At 71.7% G+C, this 14,286-nt stretch carries 14 protein-coding genes; 3 read left to right on the top strand and 11 right to left on the bottom strand.

Annotation, left to right across the window (positions count from 1 at the left end; genetic code table 11):
* Positions 1-30: 30 nt before the first annotated feature.
* From HNR30_RS04495 to uraD, 8 genes are all read right to left on the bottom strand, one after another.
* The gene (locus HNR30_RS04495; RefSeq protein ID WP_181608346.1) at positions 31-1,425 is read right to left on the bottom strand and encodes an NCS2 family permease; all 1,395 of its coding nucleotides are present in this window, start codon (positions 1,423-1,425) and stop codon (positions 31-33) included.
* 121 nt (positions 1,426-1,546) lie between these two features.
* On the bottom strand, positions 1,547-3,844 hold the full coding sequence (locus HNR30_RS04490; RefSeq protein WP_312894222.1) for a xanthine dehydrogenase family protein molybdopterin-binding subunit: 2,298 nt from the start codon (positions 3,842-3,844) through the stop codon (positions 1,547-1,549).
* Positions 3,841-5,211, bottom strand: a complete 1,371-nt coding sequence (locus tag HNR30_RS04485; RefSeq protein ID WP_312894278.1) for an 8-oxoguanine deaminase — start codon at positions 5,209-5,211, stop codon at positions 3,841-3,843. Before HNR30_RS04485 ends, HNR30_RS04490 begins: the two co-directional genes overlap by 4 nt.
* Positions 5,212-5,213: 2 nt before the next feature.
* Positions 5,214-5,687: a (2Fe-2S)-binding protein gene (locus tag HNR30_RS04480; protein WP_181608345.1), complete on the bottom strand. Its 474-nt coding sequence runs from the start codon at positions 5,685-5,687 to the stop codon at positions 5,214-5,216.
* Positions 5,684-6,541 (bottom strand): FAD binding domain-containing protein, encoded by an 858-nt coding sequence (locus tag HNR30_RS04475; RefSeq protein WP_181608344.1) that lies wholly within the window; start codon positions 6,539-6,541, stop codon positions 5,684-5,686. The genes HNR30_RS04480 and HNR30_RS04475 overlap by 4 nt, the downstream gene beginning before the upstream one ends.
* Positions 6,542-6,546: 5 nt before the next feature.
* The gene (gene pucL, locus HNR30_RS04470; protein WP_181608343.1) at positions 6,547-7,413 is read right to left on the bottom strand and encodes a factor-independent urate hydroxylase; all 867 of its coding nucleotides are present in this window, start codon (positions 7,411-7,413) and stop codon (positions 6,547-6,549) included.
* Between the two features lie 3 nt (positions 7,414-7,416).
* Positions 7,417-7,710 carry a hydroxyisourate hydrolase gene (gene uraH, locus HNR30_RS04465; protein ID WP_181608342.1) on the bottom strand — a complete coding sequence of 98 codons (294 nt, stop codon included), beginning with the start codon at positions 7,708-7,710 and terminating at the stop codon, positions 7,417-7,419.
* Positions 7,707-8,165 (bottom strand): 2-oxo-4-hydroxy-4-carboxy-5-ureidoimidazoline decarboxylase, encoded by a 459-nt coding sequence (uraD, locus tag HNR30_RS04460; protein ID WP_181608341.1) that lies wholly within the window; start codon positions 8,163-8,165, stop codon positions 7,707-7,709. Before uraD ends, uraH begins: the two co-directional genes overlap by 4 nt.
* Positions 8,166-8,296: 131 nt before the next feature.
* On the opposite strand from uraD, the gene HNR30_RS04455 reads away from it, so the two are divergent.
* From HNR30_RS04455 to HNR30_RS04445, 3 genes are read left to right on the top strand one after another with little or no spacing between them, the layout of a single operon-like run.
* Positions 8,297-9,850 (top strand): PucR family transcriptional regulator, encoded by a 1,554-nt coding sequence (locus HNR30_RS04455; protein ID WP_181608340.1) that lies wholly within the window; start codon positions 8,297-8,299, stop codon positions 9,848-9,850.
* Positions 9,851-9,872: 22 nt separating this feature from the next.
* Positions 9,873-10,442, top strand: a complete 570-nt coding sequence (locus tag HNR30_RS04450) for a DUF6624 domain-containing protein (protein WP_181608339.1) — start codon at positions 9,873-9,875, stop codon at positions 10,440-10,442.
* Positions 10,443-10,455: 13 nt separating this feature from the next.
* On the top strand, positions 10,456-11,298 hold the full coding sequence (locus HNR30_RS04445) for a deoxyribonuclease IV (RefSeq protein ID WP_181608338.1): 843 nt from the start codon (positions 10,456-10,458) through the stop codon (positions 11,296-11,298).
* 429 nt (positions 11,299-11,727) lie between these two features.
* Here the strand turns inward: HNR30_RS04445 and HNR30_RS04440 are convergent, their stop codons facing one another.
* The 3 genes from HNR30_RS04440 to HNR30_RS04430 are packed head-to-tail and all read right to left on the bottom strand — an operon-like array spanning position 11,728 to position 14,248.
* Entirely contained in the window at positions 11,728-13,215 is a 1,488-nt protein-coding gene (locus HNR30_RS04440; RefSeq protein ID WP_181608337.1) for a sodium:solute symporter family transporter, read from the bottom strand.
* Positions 13,215-13,508, bottom strand: a complete 294-nt coding sequence (locus tag HNR30_RS04435) for a hypothetical protein (RefSeq protein WP_181608336.1) — start codon at positions 13,506-13,508, stop codon at positions 13,215-13,217. Before HNR30_RS04435 ends, HNR30_RS04440 begins: the two co-directional genes overlap by 1 nt.
* The gene (locus tag HNR30_RS04430) at positions 13,505-14,248 is read right to left on the bottom strand and encodes a LytR/AlgR family response regulator transcription factor (protein ID WP_181608335.1); all 744 of its coding nucleotides are present in this window, start codon (positions 14,246-14,248) and stop codon (positions 13,505-13,507) included. Before HNR30_RS04430 ends, HNR30_RS04435 begins: the two co-directional genes overlap by 4 nt.
* Positions 14,249-14,286: the final 38 nt, after the last annotated feature.

Raw genomic sequence — 14,286 nt, 5'->3', positions numbered from 1 at the left:
GGGGTGACGGGCGCGGCCCGCACCGCCGGATCAGCTGAGGATGCCGATCCCGAAGTAGCCCACGAAGATCAGGCTGATCACCCACAGCAGCCAGTGGATCTGGTCGAGCCGCCCGCGGGCGGCCTTGATCACCGTGTAGGCGATGACGCCGGCGCCGACCCCGTTGGTGATGGAGTAGGTGAACGGCATCAGCGAGATGGTGAGGAAGGCGGGGATGGCCAGGTCCAGGTCGTCCCATTCGATCTTGCGGACGGCGGTCATCATGAGCGCGCCGACCAGGACGAGGGCGGGCGCGGCTGCCTGGGCGGGGACGACGGCGGCCAGCGGGGTGAGGAACATGGCGCCGGCGAAGAGGGTGCCGGTGACGAGGCTGGCGAGGCCGGTGCGAGCGCCCTCCCCTACTCCCGCCGCCGACTCGACGACGATGGTGTTGGCCGAGCCGCCGGTGGCGCCGCCGATGATGGCGCCGAAGCCGTCGATGGTGAGGATCTTGCCGATGCCGCGGATGCGGCCCTGGGAGTCGGCCATGTCGGCCGCTTCGCCGACGCCGAGGATGGTGCCCATGGCGTCGAAGAAGCCCGACAGCACCAGGGTGAAGAGCACCACGAGTGCGGTCAGGGGGCCGGCCTGGGCGAATCCGCCGAACAGGTCGATGTCGAGGAAGAGCCCGAAGTCGGGCAGGGCGACGATGTCGGAGGGCATGGTGGGCTGCACGACGCCGGGCCACTTGATGCCGGAGACCAGGGCGTTGACGACGATGGCCAGCGTGGTGGAGGCGACGATGCCGATGAGGATCGCGCCGGGCACCCGCCGCACGTAGAGCGCGAAGGTGAGCAGCAGGCCGGCGCAGAAGACGACCATCGGCCAGCCGACGAGGTGGCCGCCTTCGCCGAGGGTGACGGGGGTGCCCGCGCCCTTGCCGACGAAGCCGGCGTCGACGAGGCCGATGAGGGCGATGAACATGCCGATGCCGACGCCGATGGCGTGTTTGATCGGGGTGGGGATCGCGTCCATGATCAGCTGCCGGACGCCGGTCAGCGCGAGGATGACGATGACGACGCCTTCGAGCACGACCAGGCCCATCGCCTGCGACCAGGTCATGTGGGGCGCTGCCTGGAAGGCGACGACGGGGGCGATGCCGAGGCCGGAGGCCAGGGCGAAGGGCGCGTTGCCGACCAGTCCCATGAGGATGGTGGTGATGGCGGCCGACAACGCCACGGCGGTGGTGAGCTGCGGGATGGTCAGCGAGGCGCCGGTGACGTCCTTCGCGCCGGACAGGATGATCGGCACGAGCAGGATGACGTAGGCGACGGCCACGAAGGTCGTGATGCCGCCGCGCACCTCCCGGCCGACGGTGCTGCCGCGCGGGGTGATCTGGAAGAACCGGTCGAGGCCGGTGGTGGGCGGGGATTGGAGCTGGGTCATCGGTCGGGCCCTCCTAAGGGCGTGGTCGACCGGCGGCAGGACTCGTCGAGTCCTGCCGCTCGGGTTGGTTGTGGAGCCGCTGGGGGACTGCCCCTGTTGATCAACTAACCCGGAGCAGGGATCACTCCGTGAGGTGTTCCGGCCGTACGGGGACCCGGGTGAGGTCCAGGCCGGTGGCGTCGCGGATGGCCGCGACGACGGCGGGCGTGGAGGAGAGCGTGGGTGGCTCTCCGGCGCCGCGCAGGCCGTAGGGGGCGCGCGGGTCGGCGTTCTCGAGGATCTCCAGCCGCATGGGCGGCATGTCGAGGATCGTCGGGATGAGGTAGTCGGTGAAGGAGGGGTTGCGGACCTTGCCGTCGCGCACCACGATCTCCTCCATCACCGCCAGGCCCAGGCCCTGGGCGGTGCCGCCGTGGATCTGGCCTTCGAGCGACAGGCGGTTGATGATCTTGCCGACGTCCTGGACGGCCGCCAGCTCGACCACCTTGACCAGGCCGAGCTCGACGTCGACGTCGACGACGGCCCGGTGCACGCACAGGCCGAGCTGGGCGTGGGTGTCGCCCTGCCCGGTCCGCTTGTCCATGCCGGTGGTGGGGTGGTGGTGGAAGCGCCTGGTCTCCTCGATGGCGTCCTCGCCGAGGACGTCCTCGATGGCCGCCAGCACGCCCATGCTCTCCGAGACGATCTTCCCGCCGACGAGCGACAGGTCGGTGTGGCCGCCGGGCACCCGCGCGAACAGCTCCTGCCGTACGGCTTCGCACGCGGTCTTGACCGCGCCTCCGGTCATGTACGTCTGGCGGGAGGCGGAGCTGGACCCGGCGCTGTCGACGCCGTTGTCGGCCGGGTGGATGACCACGTGCTCGATTCCCAGCTCGGTGCGAGCGATCTGGGCCTCGACGGTGACCAGTCCCTGGCCGACCTCGGCGGCGGCGGTGTGCACGAGGGCGGTGGCGACGCCGCCGATGACCTCCAGCCGCACGCGGGCGGTGGAGTAGTCGTCGTAGCCTTCGGAGAAGCAGATGTTCTTGAGCCCGACCCCGTAGCCGACGCCCCGCCGTACGCCCTCGCCGTGCGTCGTCTGGGAGGCGCCGCCCGGCAGGTTGCGGATGTCGGAGGCGTCGAGCGGTGCGGGCATGGGCAGCCGCCTGGCCTGCTCCAGCATCTCGGCCATGGGCAGCGGGGCCCAGATGATCTGGCCGGTGGCCAGGGGCGTGCCCTGGGAGGCGGCGTTGATCTGGCGGATGGTGACGGGGTCGATGCCGCAGGCGGCGCCGAGCTTGTCCATCATCGACTCGTAGGCGAAGCACGCTTGGACCGCGCCGAAGCCGCGCATGGCGCCGCAGGGCGGGTTGTTGGTGTAGACGCCGTAGGTGTCGATCTTGACGTTCGGGATGGCGTACGGCCCGACGCCCAGGGAGGCGGCGTTGCCCACGACGTTGAGGGTGGCGCTGGTGTAGGCGCCTCCGTCGAGGAGGATCTCCACGTCGGCGTAGAGGATCCTGCCGTCGCGCGTGGCGCCGTACTCGTAGCGCATCTCGGCCGGGTGCCGGTGCACGTGGCCGAAGAACGACTCCTCGCGGTTGTACACGATCTTGATGGGCCGCCCGGTGCGCAGGGCGAGCATGCCGGCGTGGATCTGCATCGACAGGTCCTCGCGCCCGCCGAACGCTCCGCCGACGCCCGAGAGCGTCATGTGGATCTGCTCGTCGGTCAGGCCCAGGCACGGCCCGATCTGCTTGAGGTCGTTGTGCATCCACTGGGTGGCGACGTACAGGTCGAGCCCGCCGTCCTCGCGCGGCACCGCCAGGCCGGACTCGGGCCCGAGGAAGGCCTGGTCCTGGATGCCGACCTCGTAGGTGCCGGTGACGACGACCTCGGCCCGGTCGCGCACCGACTCGACGTCGCCGAAGCGCACCGGCTGGTAGCGGGCGGGGTTGGGGCGCTCCTGCACCTGCGGGTAGGTGGGGTCGAAGGCGGCCCTGCGGGCGTCGGTGAGGGGTTCGAGCACCTCCCACTCGATCGCGATCGCCTTCAGGGCGCGGCGGGCGATCTCCGGGTGGTCGGCGGCGACGAGCGCGATCGGCTCGCCCTGGTGGCGCACCTCGCCGATGGCCAGGACCGGCTGGTCCCAGGTGAGGTCGAGGCCGTAGTGCTTGCGTCCCGGCACGTCGTCGTGGGTCAGGACGGCGTGCACGCCGTTCATGGCCAGGGCGAGCCCGATGTCCATGGAGACGATGCGGGCGCGCGGGTGCGGGCTGCGGAGCGTCGCGCCCCACAACATGCCCTCGATCCACAGGTCGCTGGAGTAGGCGAACTCGCCGCGGACCTTGAGTGTCCCGTCGGGCCGCAGCGGGCTGTCGCCCACTCCCCCGTTGCCGGGGGCGGCGATCTCGCGAGGCGCGCGAAGCGGCGTGGTCACTGGTGCACCTCCTTCTGGGCGGTGATGCCCTTCTTCTCGGCCAGCGCCAGCAGCCGGCGCGAGGCCTCGGCGCCCAGCCGGCCGACGTGGTCCTGGGAGACGGTCTTCAGCTCGTCGTCTTGCACGACGGTCTCGCCGCCGACGAGCAGCCTGGCCAGCGGCGGCTGCGGCCCGAAGACCAGGGCCGCGACCGGGTCGGCGACGGCCGAGGTGAAGGGGCCGTCGACGCGCCACAGCGCGATGTCGGCGAGCTTGCCCACCTCCAGCGTGCCGAGCTCGCCCTGGCGGCCCAGGTTGCGTGCGCCGCCGAGGGTGGCCATCTCCAGCGCCTGCCGGGCGGTCAGCGCGGTCGGGCCGTACCTGGCGCGCTGGAAGAGCATCGCCTGGCGCATCTCGCCCGCCATCGGGGTCAGCTCGCTTGAGGCGTTGCCGTCGACGCCGAGCCCGACGTTGGCGCCGCGCCTGAGCATCTCCGAGACCCTCGCGATGCCCGCGCCCAGCCGCCCGTTGGAGGAGGGGCAGTGGGCCGAGCCGGTGCCGGTGCGGGCGAACTTGTCGATGTCGGCGTCGGACAGGTGCACGCTGTGGGCGAACCACACGTCGGGCCCGAGCCAGCCGAGCTTCTCCATGTAGTCGACCGGCCGCAGCCCGAACTGCTCCAGGCAGTGCTCCTCCTCGTCGACCGTCTCGGCCAGGTGGGTGTGCAGCCGCACGCCCTTGCCCCTGGCCAGCGAGGCGGCCTCGGTCATGAGGTCGCGGCTGACGGAGAACGGCGAGCAGGGCGCGACCGCGATCCGCAGCTTCGAGGAGAAGGAGGGGTCGTGGTAGATGTCGATGGCCTCGGCGGTGGCGGCCAGGATCTCGTCGAGCCGCTCGACGACGACGTCCGGGGGCAGGCCGCCCTGCGACTGGCCGCGGTCCATGGAGCCGCGCGCCGGGTGGAAGCGCAGCCCGATGCTCCGCGCGGCCTCGATCTCGGCGGCGAACAGGTCGCCCCGGCCCTTGGGGAAGACGTAGTGGTGGTCGCTCGACAGGGTGCAGCCCGACAGGGCCAGGTAGCCGAGCCCGGCGGAGGCGGCGCCGTGCACGACCTCGGCGTCCATGGCCGCCCACACCTGGTAGAGCGCCACCAGCCATTCGAAGAGCGTGGCGTCCTGCGCCAGGCCCTGCGAGGCCCACTGGTAGAGGTGGTGGTGGGTGTTGACCAGGCCGGGGGTGGCCAGCATGCCGCGCCCGTCGATGCGCTCACCGGGTACGGCGTGCGCCTGGGTCATGGGGCCGAGGTCGGCGATCCTGTCGCCCTCGATGCGGATGTAGCCGGACTCGATCTCGGCGCCCGCGACCGGGGCGATGTAGACGTTTTCGATGATCACGAGCTGACGGCCTTCCGCGAGGCGGCGAGCCGTACGGCGTCGAGGATCTTCTCGTAGCCCGTGCAGCGGCACAGGTTGCCCGCCAGGGCCTCGCGGATCTCGGCGTCGGACGGGTCCGGCACGCGGTCGATGAGGTCGTGCGCCTGCACGATCAGGCCCGGGGTGCAGAAGCCGCACTGCACCGCCCCGCACTCCACGAAGGCCTCCTGCACGGGGTCGAGCCCGTCCTCGGTGGCCAGGCCCTCCACGGTCCGCACCGTGCGCCCCTCGACCTGCCCGGCCGCGACCAGGCAGGAGCACACCGGCGTGCCGTCCAGGTAGACCGTGCACGATCCGCACTCGCCCTGCTCGCAGGCGTTCTTCGAGCCGGGCAGCCCGACGCGCTCCCTGAGCACGTACAGCAGGCTCTCGCCTTCCCAGACGTCGTCGACGGCCTCGGCGCGGCCGTTGACGGTGAAGTTCACTCTCATGCCGCACGAACCTTCCGGTAGTCGTTCCAGGCCCAGGTCAGGGTCCTGCGGGCCATGACCGCCAGGGCGTGCCTGCGGTAGTCGGCCGTGCCGCGCACGTCGTCGATCGGCGAGGCGGCGGCCGCGACGAGCTCACCGAAGCGGCGCAGCACCTCGGGATCCATGCGCGCCTCCCAGTCGAGCGACTCGGCGAGGAACGCCTCCGCTTCGAGGGCCCTGCGCGGCGTGGGCGCGGCCGAGCCGATGCCGGTGCCGACGCGCCGCTCCGAGGGGTGCAGGGCGACGGCGAAGGAGCAGACCGCGATGACCATGGCGTTGCGGGTGCCGACCTTGGAGAAGTACTGCGGCCCGTCGGCGGGCTTCATCCAGAACGCCCTGATCAGCTCGTCCGGCCGCAGCGCCGACTTCTTGACCCCGAGGTAGAACTCGTGGGCGGGGATCATGCGGGTGCCGGCGGCCGAGGCCACCTCGATGATCGCGTCGCCGGCCAGCAGCGGCGGGTGGCTGTCGCCGGCGGGCGAGGCCGCGCCGAGGTTGCCGCCGACGGTGCCGCGGTTGCGGATCTGCGGCGAGCCGACCGTGCGCGCCGCCTGGGCCAGCCCGGGCAGCTCGTGGCCGAGCTCGGCGATGATCTGCACGTACGGCACGCCGGCGCCGACCCGGTAGGAGCCGTCGATCCGCTCCCAGGTGAACAGCTCGGGCACCTGGTTGAGGTCGAGCAGCGCGGCGGGCCTGTGCACGTCGAAGTTGATCTCGACCATGACGTCGGTGCCACCCTGGATGGGTACGGCGCCGGGCGTCCCGGCCTTCATGGCCAGTGCCTCGTCCCAGCTCGAAGGTCGCAGAAAGTCCATGCCCGTCACTCCCACGCCTGTCCGGCGTCAGGGGCGTCCTCGCGCAGCACCGTGCCCTCGATCAGCCCGTAGGGCCGGTCGGCCGCGTAGAACACCTCGTTGTCGTTGTCGAGTCCGAAGGGCTCCAGATCCACCAGGAAGTGGTGCTTGTTCGGCATCGCGAACCTGATCTCGCACACTTCGGGCCTGGCCTCCAGGGCCCGCCGCCCCATCGCGTACAACGTCTGCTGCAGGGACAGGCTGTGCGTGTCGGCGAAGGCCTCCAACAGGAGTTTCCGCACTTCAGCGTATGATTTCCCGAAATCCACGTCGGTAACGGAGTGCCGCCACCGCGCCGTCACCGCGGTGGCGAGGATGCGGTCGGTGGTCGGCTTCAGTGTCGTGTAGCCGTCGACGATGTAGCCGTGGAACTCCGAGCCGGTGGAGTTGAGCACCACCAGGTCCTTCAGCCCCGACACGACGCTGACCGAGCCGTCGCGGTCGTAGTGCACGACGCAGGTGCGCACCTCCTGGCCGGTGCGGACGAAGGAGTGGCCGGTCGCCGGGATGCGCTCCCAGGCGTACTCCTCGATCTCGACCCTGGCGTGGTGGATGGTGGGCTGGCTGTCGACGTAGTGGCGGGCCAGCAGCAGCGCGAAGTCCTCGATCTGGTCGACGCCGTGCCGCCTGGCGAAGGCGTAGACGGTGTTCTTCTGCGTGTCGGTGGGCAGCACCGCGGCGTTGTCGCCGGTCAGGTGCACCGACTCCATCTCGCCGGAGAGCGAGGAGGAGACGTTGATGTCCTTGAGGTGGTGGACGTCGCCGTCGCGGACGACCCGCACCAGGCGGGTCTCGGCTTTGCCGTACCTGTTGGGGCCTAGGAGGAGGGTCACGGTTCAGCTCCCGCGGTAGGTGGAGTAGGCGAAGGGGCTCAGCAGCAGGGGGACGTGGTAGTGCTGGGCGGGGTCGTCGATCCGGAAGGTGATGATCACCTCGGGGTAGAAGTCCTGGTAGGGCAGGTCGGTGAAGATCACCCGGTGGACTCCTGGGCCCGGATTCCAGCCCTTGACGCGGCCGTCCTCGTCGGTGCGGCCCTCGGCGACGGTCTGCCCCTCGTGCTCCAGCCGTACGTGCACGCCCTGGGCCGGGCGGCCGCTAGCCGCGTTCAGAACATGACTGGAGAAACTCACAGCATCTTCGCCAATCGCAGTCGGGTGATCTTGGCCAGTTCCTCGCGGACCACGGCCTGCTCGGCCTCGGCGTCGTTGAGCAGCCGCTCGCGCAGCCGCGCCAGCATCTCCTCACCGCTCAGGCCGGTCGCGCAGATCAGGTACACGTGGCCGAACCGCTCCTCGTAGGCCTTGTTGCCCTCGGCCAGCTCGGCGCGCGTGCCGTCGGTCACGCCCGACTGCTCCTGGCGCGACCAGGCGGCCTCACGGTCGGCGCCTGCGGCGCGCTCCCCGATGCGCGGGTGGGCGGCCAGCGCCTCCAGCACGTCCGGCCACTCCAGGCCGCGCACGGCGGCGTCGGCCACGGTCGTCAGCTGGGCCAGGTCCCGGTAGGGGCGCAGGGCGGCCACATGCCGGGCGAAGGCCCGGGAGGCGCAGCAGGTCAGCAGGTCCTGCTCGGTTGGAGCGATCGGCATGCCAGCAGTACACACATGCCCGGCATGCCCGGTCCAGCGGCGAGAACTCCGAAACAGCCCAAGGCTTGGCCTGGCCCTTTCGTGTCATGCTCCAAGTTCTTTGCACGTTCACCTGTGCGTTACTAATAGACATGCGACTGCAAGCCCTGCTCGAGATGCCCGAGCTCGGCCTGTCCGCGCTCAGCGGGCACGACGAGCTGGCCCGCCCCATCCGCTGGGTGGTGACGACCGACCTGCTCGATCCCGGCCGCTACCTGACCGGTGGAGAGCTGGTGCTGACCGGGCTCGTCTGGCGCACCCGCCCGGCCGACAGCGAGACCTTCGTGGCGGCCCTGGCCCGCGCCGGCGTGTCGGCGCTGGGCGCGTGCGAGGCCTCCAGCGGCGAGCTGCCCGCCGACCTGGTCGAGGCGTGCGCCCGCCATCGGGTGCCGCTCTTCCACGTGCCCCAGGCGCTCGGGTTCGCCGAGGTCACCGAGCACATCGTGCGGCGGTTGTCGGGCGAGCGGGCCTCCGACGTCAAGGCCGTGCTCGACCGGCACCGGCAGCTCGTCTCGGGCGCCGGGCTTGATCCCGTGCTGGAGATGATCGGCCGCGACCTGGGCATGCGGTGCGCCGTGCTGACGGCGTCGGGCCGGGTCGTGTCGGGCAACGCCGAGCTGGCCGCGGACGCCGCGGCCATGCTGGCCCGCGTCTTCCTCACCGCCAAGCGCATGCCGTGCGTGCGCGGCGGCTACTCGATCTTCCCGGTCGACGAGCAGACCACCTCGCGGGTGGCCGACTGGTTCGTCGCCTTCGAGGGTTCCTACGACGACTGGCCGGAGGAGCGGCAGGCGCTGGCGGGCGAGCTGGCGGCCGTGGCGGCGCTGGAGCGGGTGCGGCAGGACGACCGGCTCAGCCCGGAGGGCCGCATCGCCCAGGAGCTGGTGCGGCTCGTGCTGACCGACGGCAAGCCCAGCGACATCCTGCCCAGGCTGGAGGTCACGGGGCTGGCCGGCGCCGAGGGTTTCGTCGCCGTCGCCGCCCAGGCCAGCGGGGGCTCCGACGGCGGTCTGCGTCCCGGCGAGCTGCGCTCGGTGGTGCGCGAGATCCTGTACGGCGGAGCCGCAGCGGCACCCGGGGCACATCCGATACACCCGGTGATCGGCGTCATCGAGGACGAGGCGATCGCTCTCATCCCCGCAGCCGACGCCGAGCTGACCACCCGCATCCGCGCCGCCGTGCACGCCCTGGCGCCCGGGCTCGGCGGCACCCGGCTCACCGTCGGCGTCAGTGGCGTGGCTCCCGTGGAGGGCCTGCGCGGCGCGGTCGAGGAGGCCCGCTACGCGCGGCGCATGGCCGAGGGCCGGCCGGTCTCGGCGTCGGGCCCCGACGCGGTCGTCGGCCACGACGAGCTGGCCACCCACGTGCTGCTGCTGGCCAGCGTCCCCGACGACGTGCGCCACATGTTCCGGGTGCGCCTGCTCGACCCGTTGCGCTCCTACGACCAGGTGCACCGCGCCGAGCTGGTGCGCACCCTGGAGGCCTTCCTGCAGTGCTCGGGCTCCTGGACCAGGTGCGCCGAGCTGCTGCACGTCCACGTCAACACGCTGCGCTACCGCATCCAGCGCATCCAGGACCTGACCGGCCGCGACCTGTCGCGCCTGGAGGACCGGGTGGACTTCTTCCTGGCCCTCCGCCTGGGCTGATGCTCCGTGGTACGGTGCGTCCGTGCGAGCACTTTTCTGCGCATTCCTGGCTTTCGCCACCCTGGCGGCGTGCTCCACGGCCCAGGAGCCGCCGAGCCGCCCGAGCAACCCGCTCCTGCGGGCGGAGCTGCTGAAGATGCTCGACGAGGACCAGCTGACCCGCACGGCCGAGGTCACCGACGAGCAGTTCGACCGCGTCGAGAAGGCCAACACCGCCCGCATGAAGCAGGTCCTCGACCAGTACGGCTGGCCGGGGTGGGCCATGGTGGGCAAGGACGGCTCCACGGCCGCGTGGGCGCTCGTCCAGCACGCCGACCTCGACCCCGACTTCCAGCGGCGCGGCCTCGGCCTGCTGCGCAAGGCCGTGGAGGCGGGTGACGCCTCCAAGGGCGACCTGGCCTACCTCACCGACCGGGTCAGGGTGAAGGACAACAAGCCCCAGGTGTACGGCACGCAGTGGGAGACCGACGCCCAGGGGAAGTGGAAGCCGCAGATCGGCATCGAGAACGAGGCCGAGGTCGACAAGCGCCGCGCCGAGGCGGGACTGCGGCCGCTGGCGGAATATCTGAAGGAGCTCCAGGGCATCTCCTAGACTTGGCGCCATCATGAGCTCTCACACATCACTGATCGGCGGACACGTGTCCGTCGCGGGCGGCCTGGCGACAGGCGGCCTGAAGTACATGGCCGACATCGGCGCCGAGATGATGCAGGTGTTCGTCACCAATCCCCGCGCCTGGGCGCTGACCGAGGGAAAGTCCGACGAGGACGCCAAGCTCGCCGAGTCGGGAGTGGAGAGCTACATCCACCTCCCCTACCTGGTCAACTTCGGCTCGCCCAACCCCGAGACGCTGGCCAACTCGATCGCGCTGACCCGCTACACGCTGCGGCGCGGCGTCGAGACCGGCGCCAAGGGCGTGGTGGTGCACACCGGCAGCGCCGTCTCGCAGCCGCGCGACGACGCCATGCGCCAGCTCCACGAGCACCTGCTCCCCCTGCTGGAGGAGATCCCCGACGGCGGCCCCGACCTGCTGCTGGAGCCGATGGCCGGTCAGGGGGCGATGCTCTGCGCGACCGTGCAGGATCTCGAGCCGTACCTGGCGGCGCTCGACTGGCACCCGAAGGCGGGTGTCTGCTTCGACACCTGCCACGCCTTCGCCGCCGGCCACGACCTCGCCGCCGAGGGCGGGGTGGCCGAGACGCTCGACGCGCTGCACAAGATCGCGCCGGGCCGGCTCAAACTGATCCACGCCAACGACTCCAAGGACGTCTGCGGCGCCAAGAAGGACAGGCACGAGAAGATCGGCCAGGGCCACATCGGCGAGCGCGCCTTCGCCGAGCTGTTCGCGCACCCGGTGGCGGCGGGCATCCCGTTCTGCATCGAGACGCCGGGCAAGGCCGACGACTACCGGGTCGACATCGCGTTGCTGAAGTCTCTGCGCGACGCGTGACGAGGACGCCTCCCTGGCATCGGGTCACCCCGGCCAGGGAGGCGTCCTCGTGCACGTCCTGCTCGTCGGCGGCTGTCGCCCGCCCTGGCCCCGTGAACCCCCGGGGTCGTGCCTGTGAAGGGATGTCCGCCCCGCGATCCGGCCGCCCCCGTTTGGCCGGATCGCGGTCCTTTCCGCGGCCCGGCGGACATCCCTCCACGGCTCGGTCGCCGGGCCCTACCCCCCGGTTGAGGGCCCGGCGACCGTGGCGGCCCCGAGGGCCGCCGTGGATCCGACGCAAGGGGCCTGTCCTGAGCCTGTGGCTCCGTGCCCCCCCATTGCGGCGGTGTGGCTTCCGATGCGTAGACACTACGGTCGCGATCTTGGAAGCGAACCCCGGTTTCGGCACAGCTCGCCCAACGGTCTGTAGTCATCGACATACGGAGAGTGTCAGAACGACGAGCGGGCATCCTGGCGCGACGAGCGGTCTTCCGGCCAGTGCATGCGCGCCATGAGCGCATCCACGTTCCCCGGCACCCGACCCCGCGTGACCAGCGACGTCACGACCATCGCCACGAACGCCGCCGGCACCGAGAACGCCGCCGGATAGGCCGCCGCGAGCCCTGCCTTCAAGCCCACCAGATCGGCGTAGACAAGGGTCAGAGTCAGGCCGCCCCCGACCACGAACCCGGCCACCACCCCGGCGGCCGTCAGCCGGCGCCACCAGATCCCCAGGACCAGCAGGGGGCAGAAAGTGGCCGCGGACAGGCTGAAGCCGACCAGGACGAGCAGGACCGAGCTGCCGGGGCTCGTGAGCGCCGCCATGCCCAGGGCCGCCACCGCGACCACCGCGACGGCCACGCGGAAGGAGGTGACCGAGACCCGGCTGACGCACGAGGAGACCGCGCCGCCCACCGCCACCAGGACTCCGCAGGAGGTGGCCAGGAAGGCGGCGAAGGCCCCCGCGGCCAGCAGGCCGGTCAGCACGTTGCCCGCCGCGCCCGGCAGCATCATGGACGGCAGCAGCAGCACGACCTCGTCGGAGTGCGCGTCGGGCACGTGCACCCGCCCGAGGATGCCGTACAGCGGCGGGACGAGGAAGAAGACGCCCAGCAACACCTGCGCGGCGACGATGGAGCGGCGGGCGCTGCGCCCGTCGGGGTTGGCGTAGACGCGCACCACGATGTGCGGCAGCCCCATGGTGCCCAGCGCGCAGGCCAGCAGCACGGTCAGGATGCCCGGCAGCGACGGGTCCCCCGCCCCGGCCAGGGTGCCCGCCCCTTCGTACGGCCCGGCGAACCCGGCCACCCGCAGCGGCTCCGGCGCCGCCAGGCAGCGCCAGGTGCACCACAGCACCAGGGCGCAGCCGGTGAAGACGACGAGCTTGAGCCAGAACTGCGTCGCCTGCACCCGGGTGACGCTCCGCATGCCCCCGGCCAGCGCGATCCCGACCGCGGGCACCGCCACCGCCAGCCAGCCGCCCCACGCGGGCAGCCCGGTCAGCAGGCGCAGCACCACGCCCGCGGCGTGGAACTGGGCGACCAGGTAGACCAGCCCGATCACCAGCACCGTGCAGGTCGTCAGGCGCCGCAGGCCGGAGGAGCCGAAACGCCACTGGGCGAAGTCGGAGAGCGTGTAGGTGCCGGAACGGCGCAGTGGCGCCACGACCAGGGCGAGCAGGACCACGAACCCGGCGGCGGCGCCAACCGGATACCAGAGCATCTGGGAGCCGTGGGTGGCGATCAGCCCGGCCAGGCCCAGGCAGGCGGCGGCCGAGGTGTATTCGGAGCTGATCGCCGCGCCGTTGCGCAGGGGCGGCACGGCGCGGGCGGCCAGGTAGAACTGCTCCACCGTGGCGTAGCGGCGGGGCCGTACCATCCCGACAACGACCGACAGGACCAGCACCGCGGCGACGCCGGCCAGCACCGCGGCGAGCATCAGCGTTCCAGACGCTCGGCGCGCCGCAGCTGCCACACCGCTATGGCCATCCACAGCGGTTGCGCGGCGAGCGTGAGCACCGCCCAGCCGGTGGGGCCGTCGAGCGCGGCGACCAGCAGCGGCAGGCCGACCAGGACCCCGAGGACCACGGCGACGGTGGCCAGCGCCTGGCGCAGCTGGGCGGCCTTGACGCGGGCCACGCTCAGCGGGTCGTGGCCGTGCGGATCGGCGGCACGTTCGAGGACGACGCGGCCGACGGGGGCCGGGCGCCGCTCGACGGTCACGCGCTTCACGACACCAGCCCCGCCCTGAACTGGTGGACCAGTTGCTCGCGCACCTGGCGGGTGTGACGGCGGCTGACCGGCAACGTCTCGGTGCCCACGGTCAGCAGCACCCGTCCCTGCTCGAAGCGCAGTTCGGTGACGTGGCGCGCCGAAACCAGCGTGCTGCGGTGCACGCGGATGAAGCCCGCGCTCGCCCAGCGCCGCTCCAGCGCGGCCAGCGACATGCGCACGAGGTAGCTGCCGTCGCCGGTGTGCAGGCGCACGTAGTCGCCCTTGGCCTCGGCGAACCAGACCGCCTGCTGCGGCACGAAGCGGATGCGCCCGCCGAGCTCCACGGGGATCACGTCGTCGGGTCCGGTGTCGGCCACCGGCGCCGTGACCGCTTCGAGCCTGCGGACGGCCTCGGCCAGCCGCTCGGCCCGCACCGGCTTGAGGAGGTAGTCGACCGCGCGCAGCTCGAAGGCCTGCACCGCGCTGTCGTCGTGGGCGGTGACGAAGACCAGCCGGGGCGGATCGGGGAAACCGCCGATCATCCTGGCCAGGTCGAGGCCGTCGAGGCCCGGCATGCGGATATCGAGAAAGACTCCGTCGATCCGCTCGCCCGCGCCGATCATCGCCACCATGTCCTGCAGCGCGCTCACCCCGTCGGAGGCGGTCACGACGTGCTCCACCCGTGAGTCGCGGCGCAGAAGGTAGGCGAGCTCCTCCAGGGCCGGCACCTCGTCATCGACGGCGAGCACGCGCAGCATGCCCACCAACCTGCCGCAAGAGCGCGTCCTTCACAAGC

The sequence above is a fragment of the Nonomuraea soli genome (assembly GCF_013761175.1).
Taxonomy (GTDB): Bacteria; Actinomycetota; Actinomycetes; order Streptosporangiales; family Streptosporangiaceae; genus Nonomuraea; species Nonomuraea soli.
This window is presented reverse-complemented; position numbering and strand designations above follow the sequence as displayed.

What these genes read in the sequence shown, in the direction of transcription:
- HNR30_RS04495 (WP_181608346.1), bottom strand. Translation starts at nt 1,425, where the DNA reads ATGACCCAGCTCCAATCCCCGCCCACCACCGGCCTCGACCGGTTCTTC.
- HNR30_RS04480 (WP_181608345.1), bottom strand. Translation starts at nt 5,687, where the DNA reads ATGAGAGTGAACTTCACCGTCAACGGCCGCGCCGAGGCCGTCGACGAC.
- HNR30_RS04475 (WP_181608344.1), bottom strand. Translation starts at nt 6,541, where the DNA reads ATGGACTTTCTGCGACCTTCGAGCTGGGACGAGGCACTGGCCATGAAG.
- uraD (WP_181608341.1), bottom strand. Translation starts at nt 8,165, where the DNA reads ATGCCGATCGCTCCAACCGAGCAGGACCTGCTGACCTGCTGCGCCTCC.
- HNR30_RS04455 (WP_181608340.1), top strand. Translation starts at nt 8,297, where the DNA reads ATGCGACTGCAAGCCCTGCTCGAGATGCCCGAGCTCGGCCTGTCCGCG.
- HNR30_RS04445 (WP_181608338.1), top strand. Translation starts at nt 10,456, where the DNA reads ATGAGCTCTCACACATCACTGATCGGCGGACACGTGTCCGTCGCGGGC.
- HNR30_RS04440 (WP_181608337.1), bottom strand. Translation starts at nt 13,215, where the DNA reads ATGCTCGCCGCGGTGCTGGCCGGCGTCGCCGCGGTGCTGGTCCTGTCG.
- HNR30_RS04430 (WP_181608335.1), bottom strand. Translation starts at nt 14,248, where the DNA reads ATGCTGCGCGTGCTCGCCGTCGATGACGAGGTGCCGGCCCTGGAGGAG.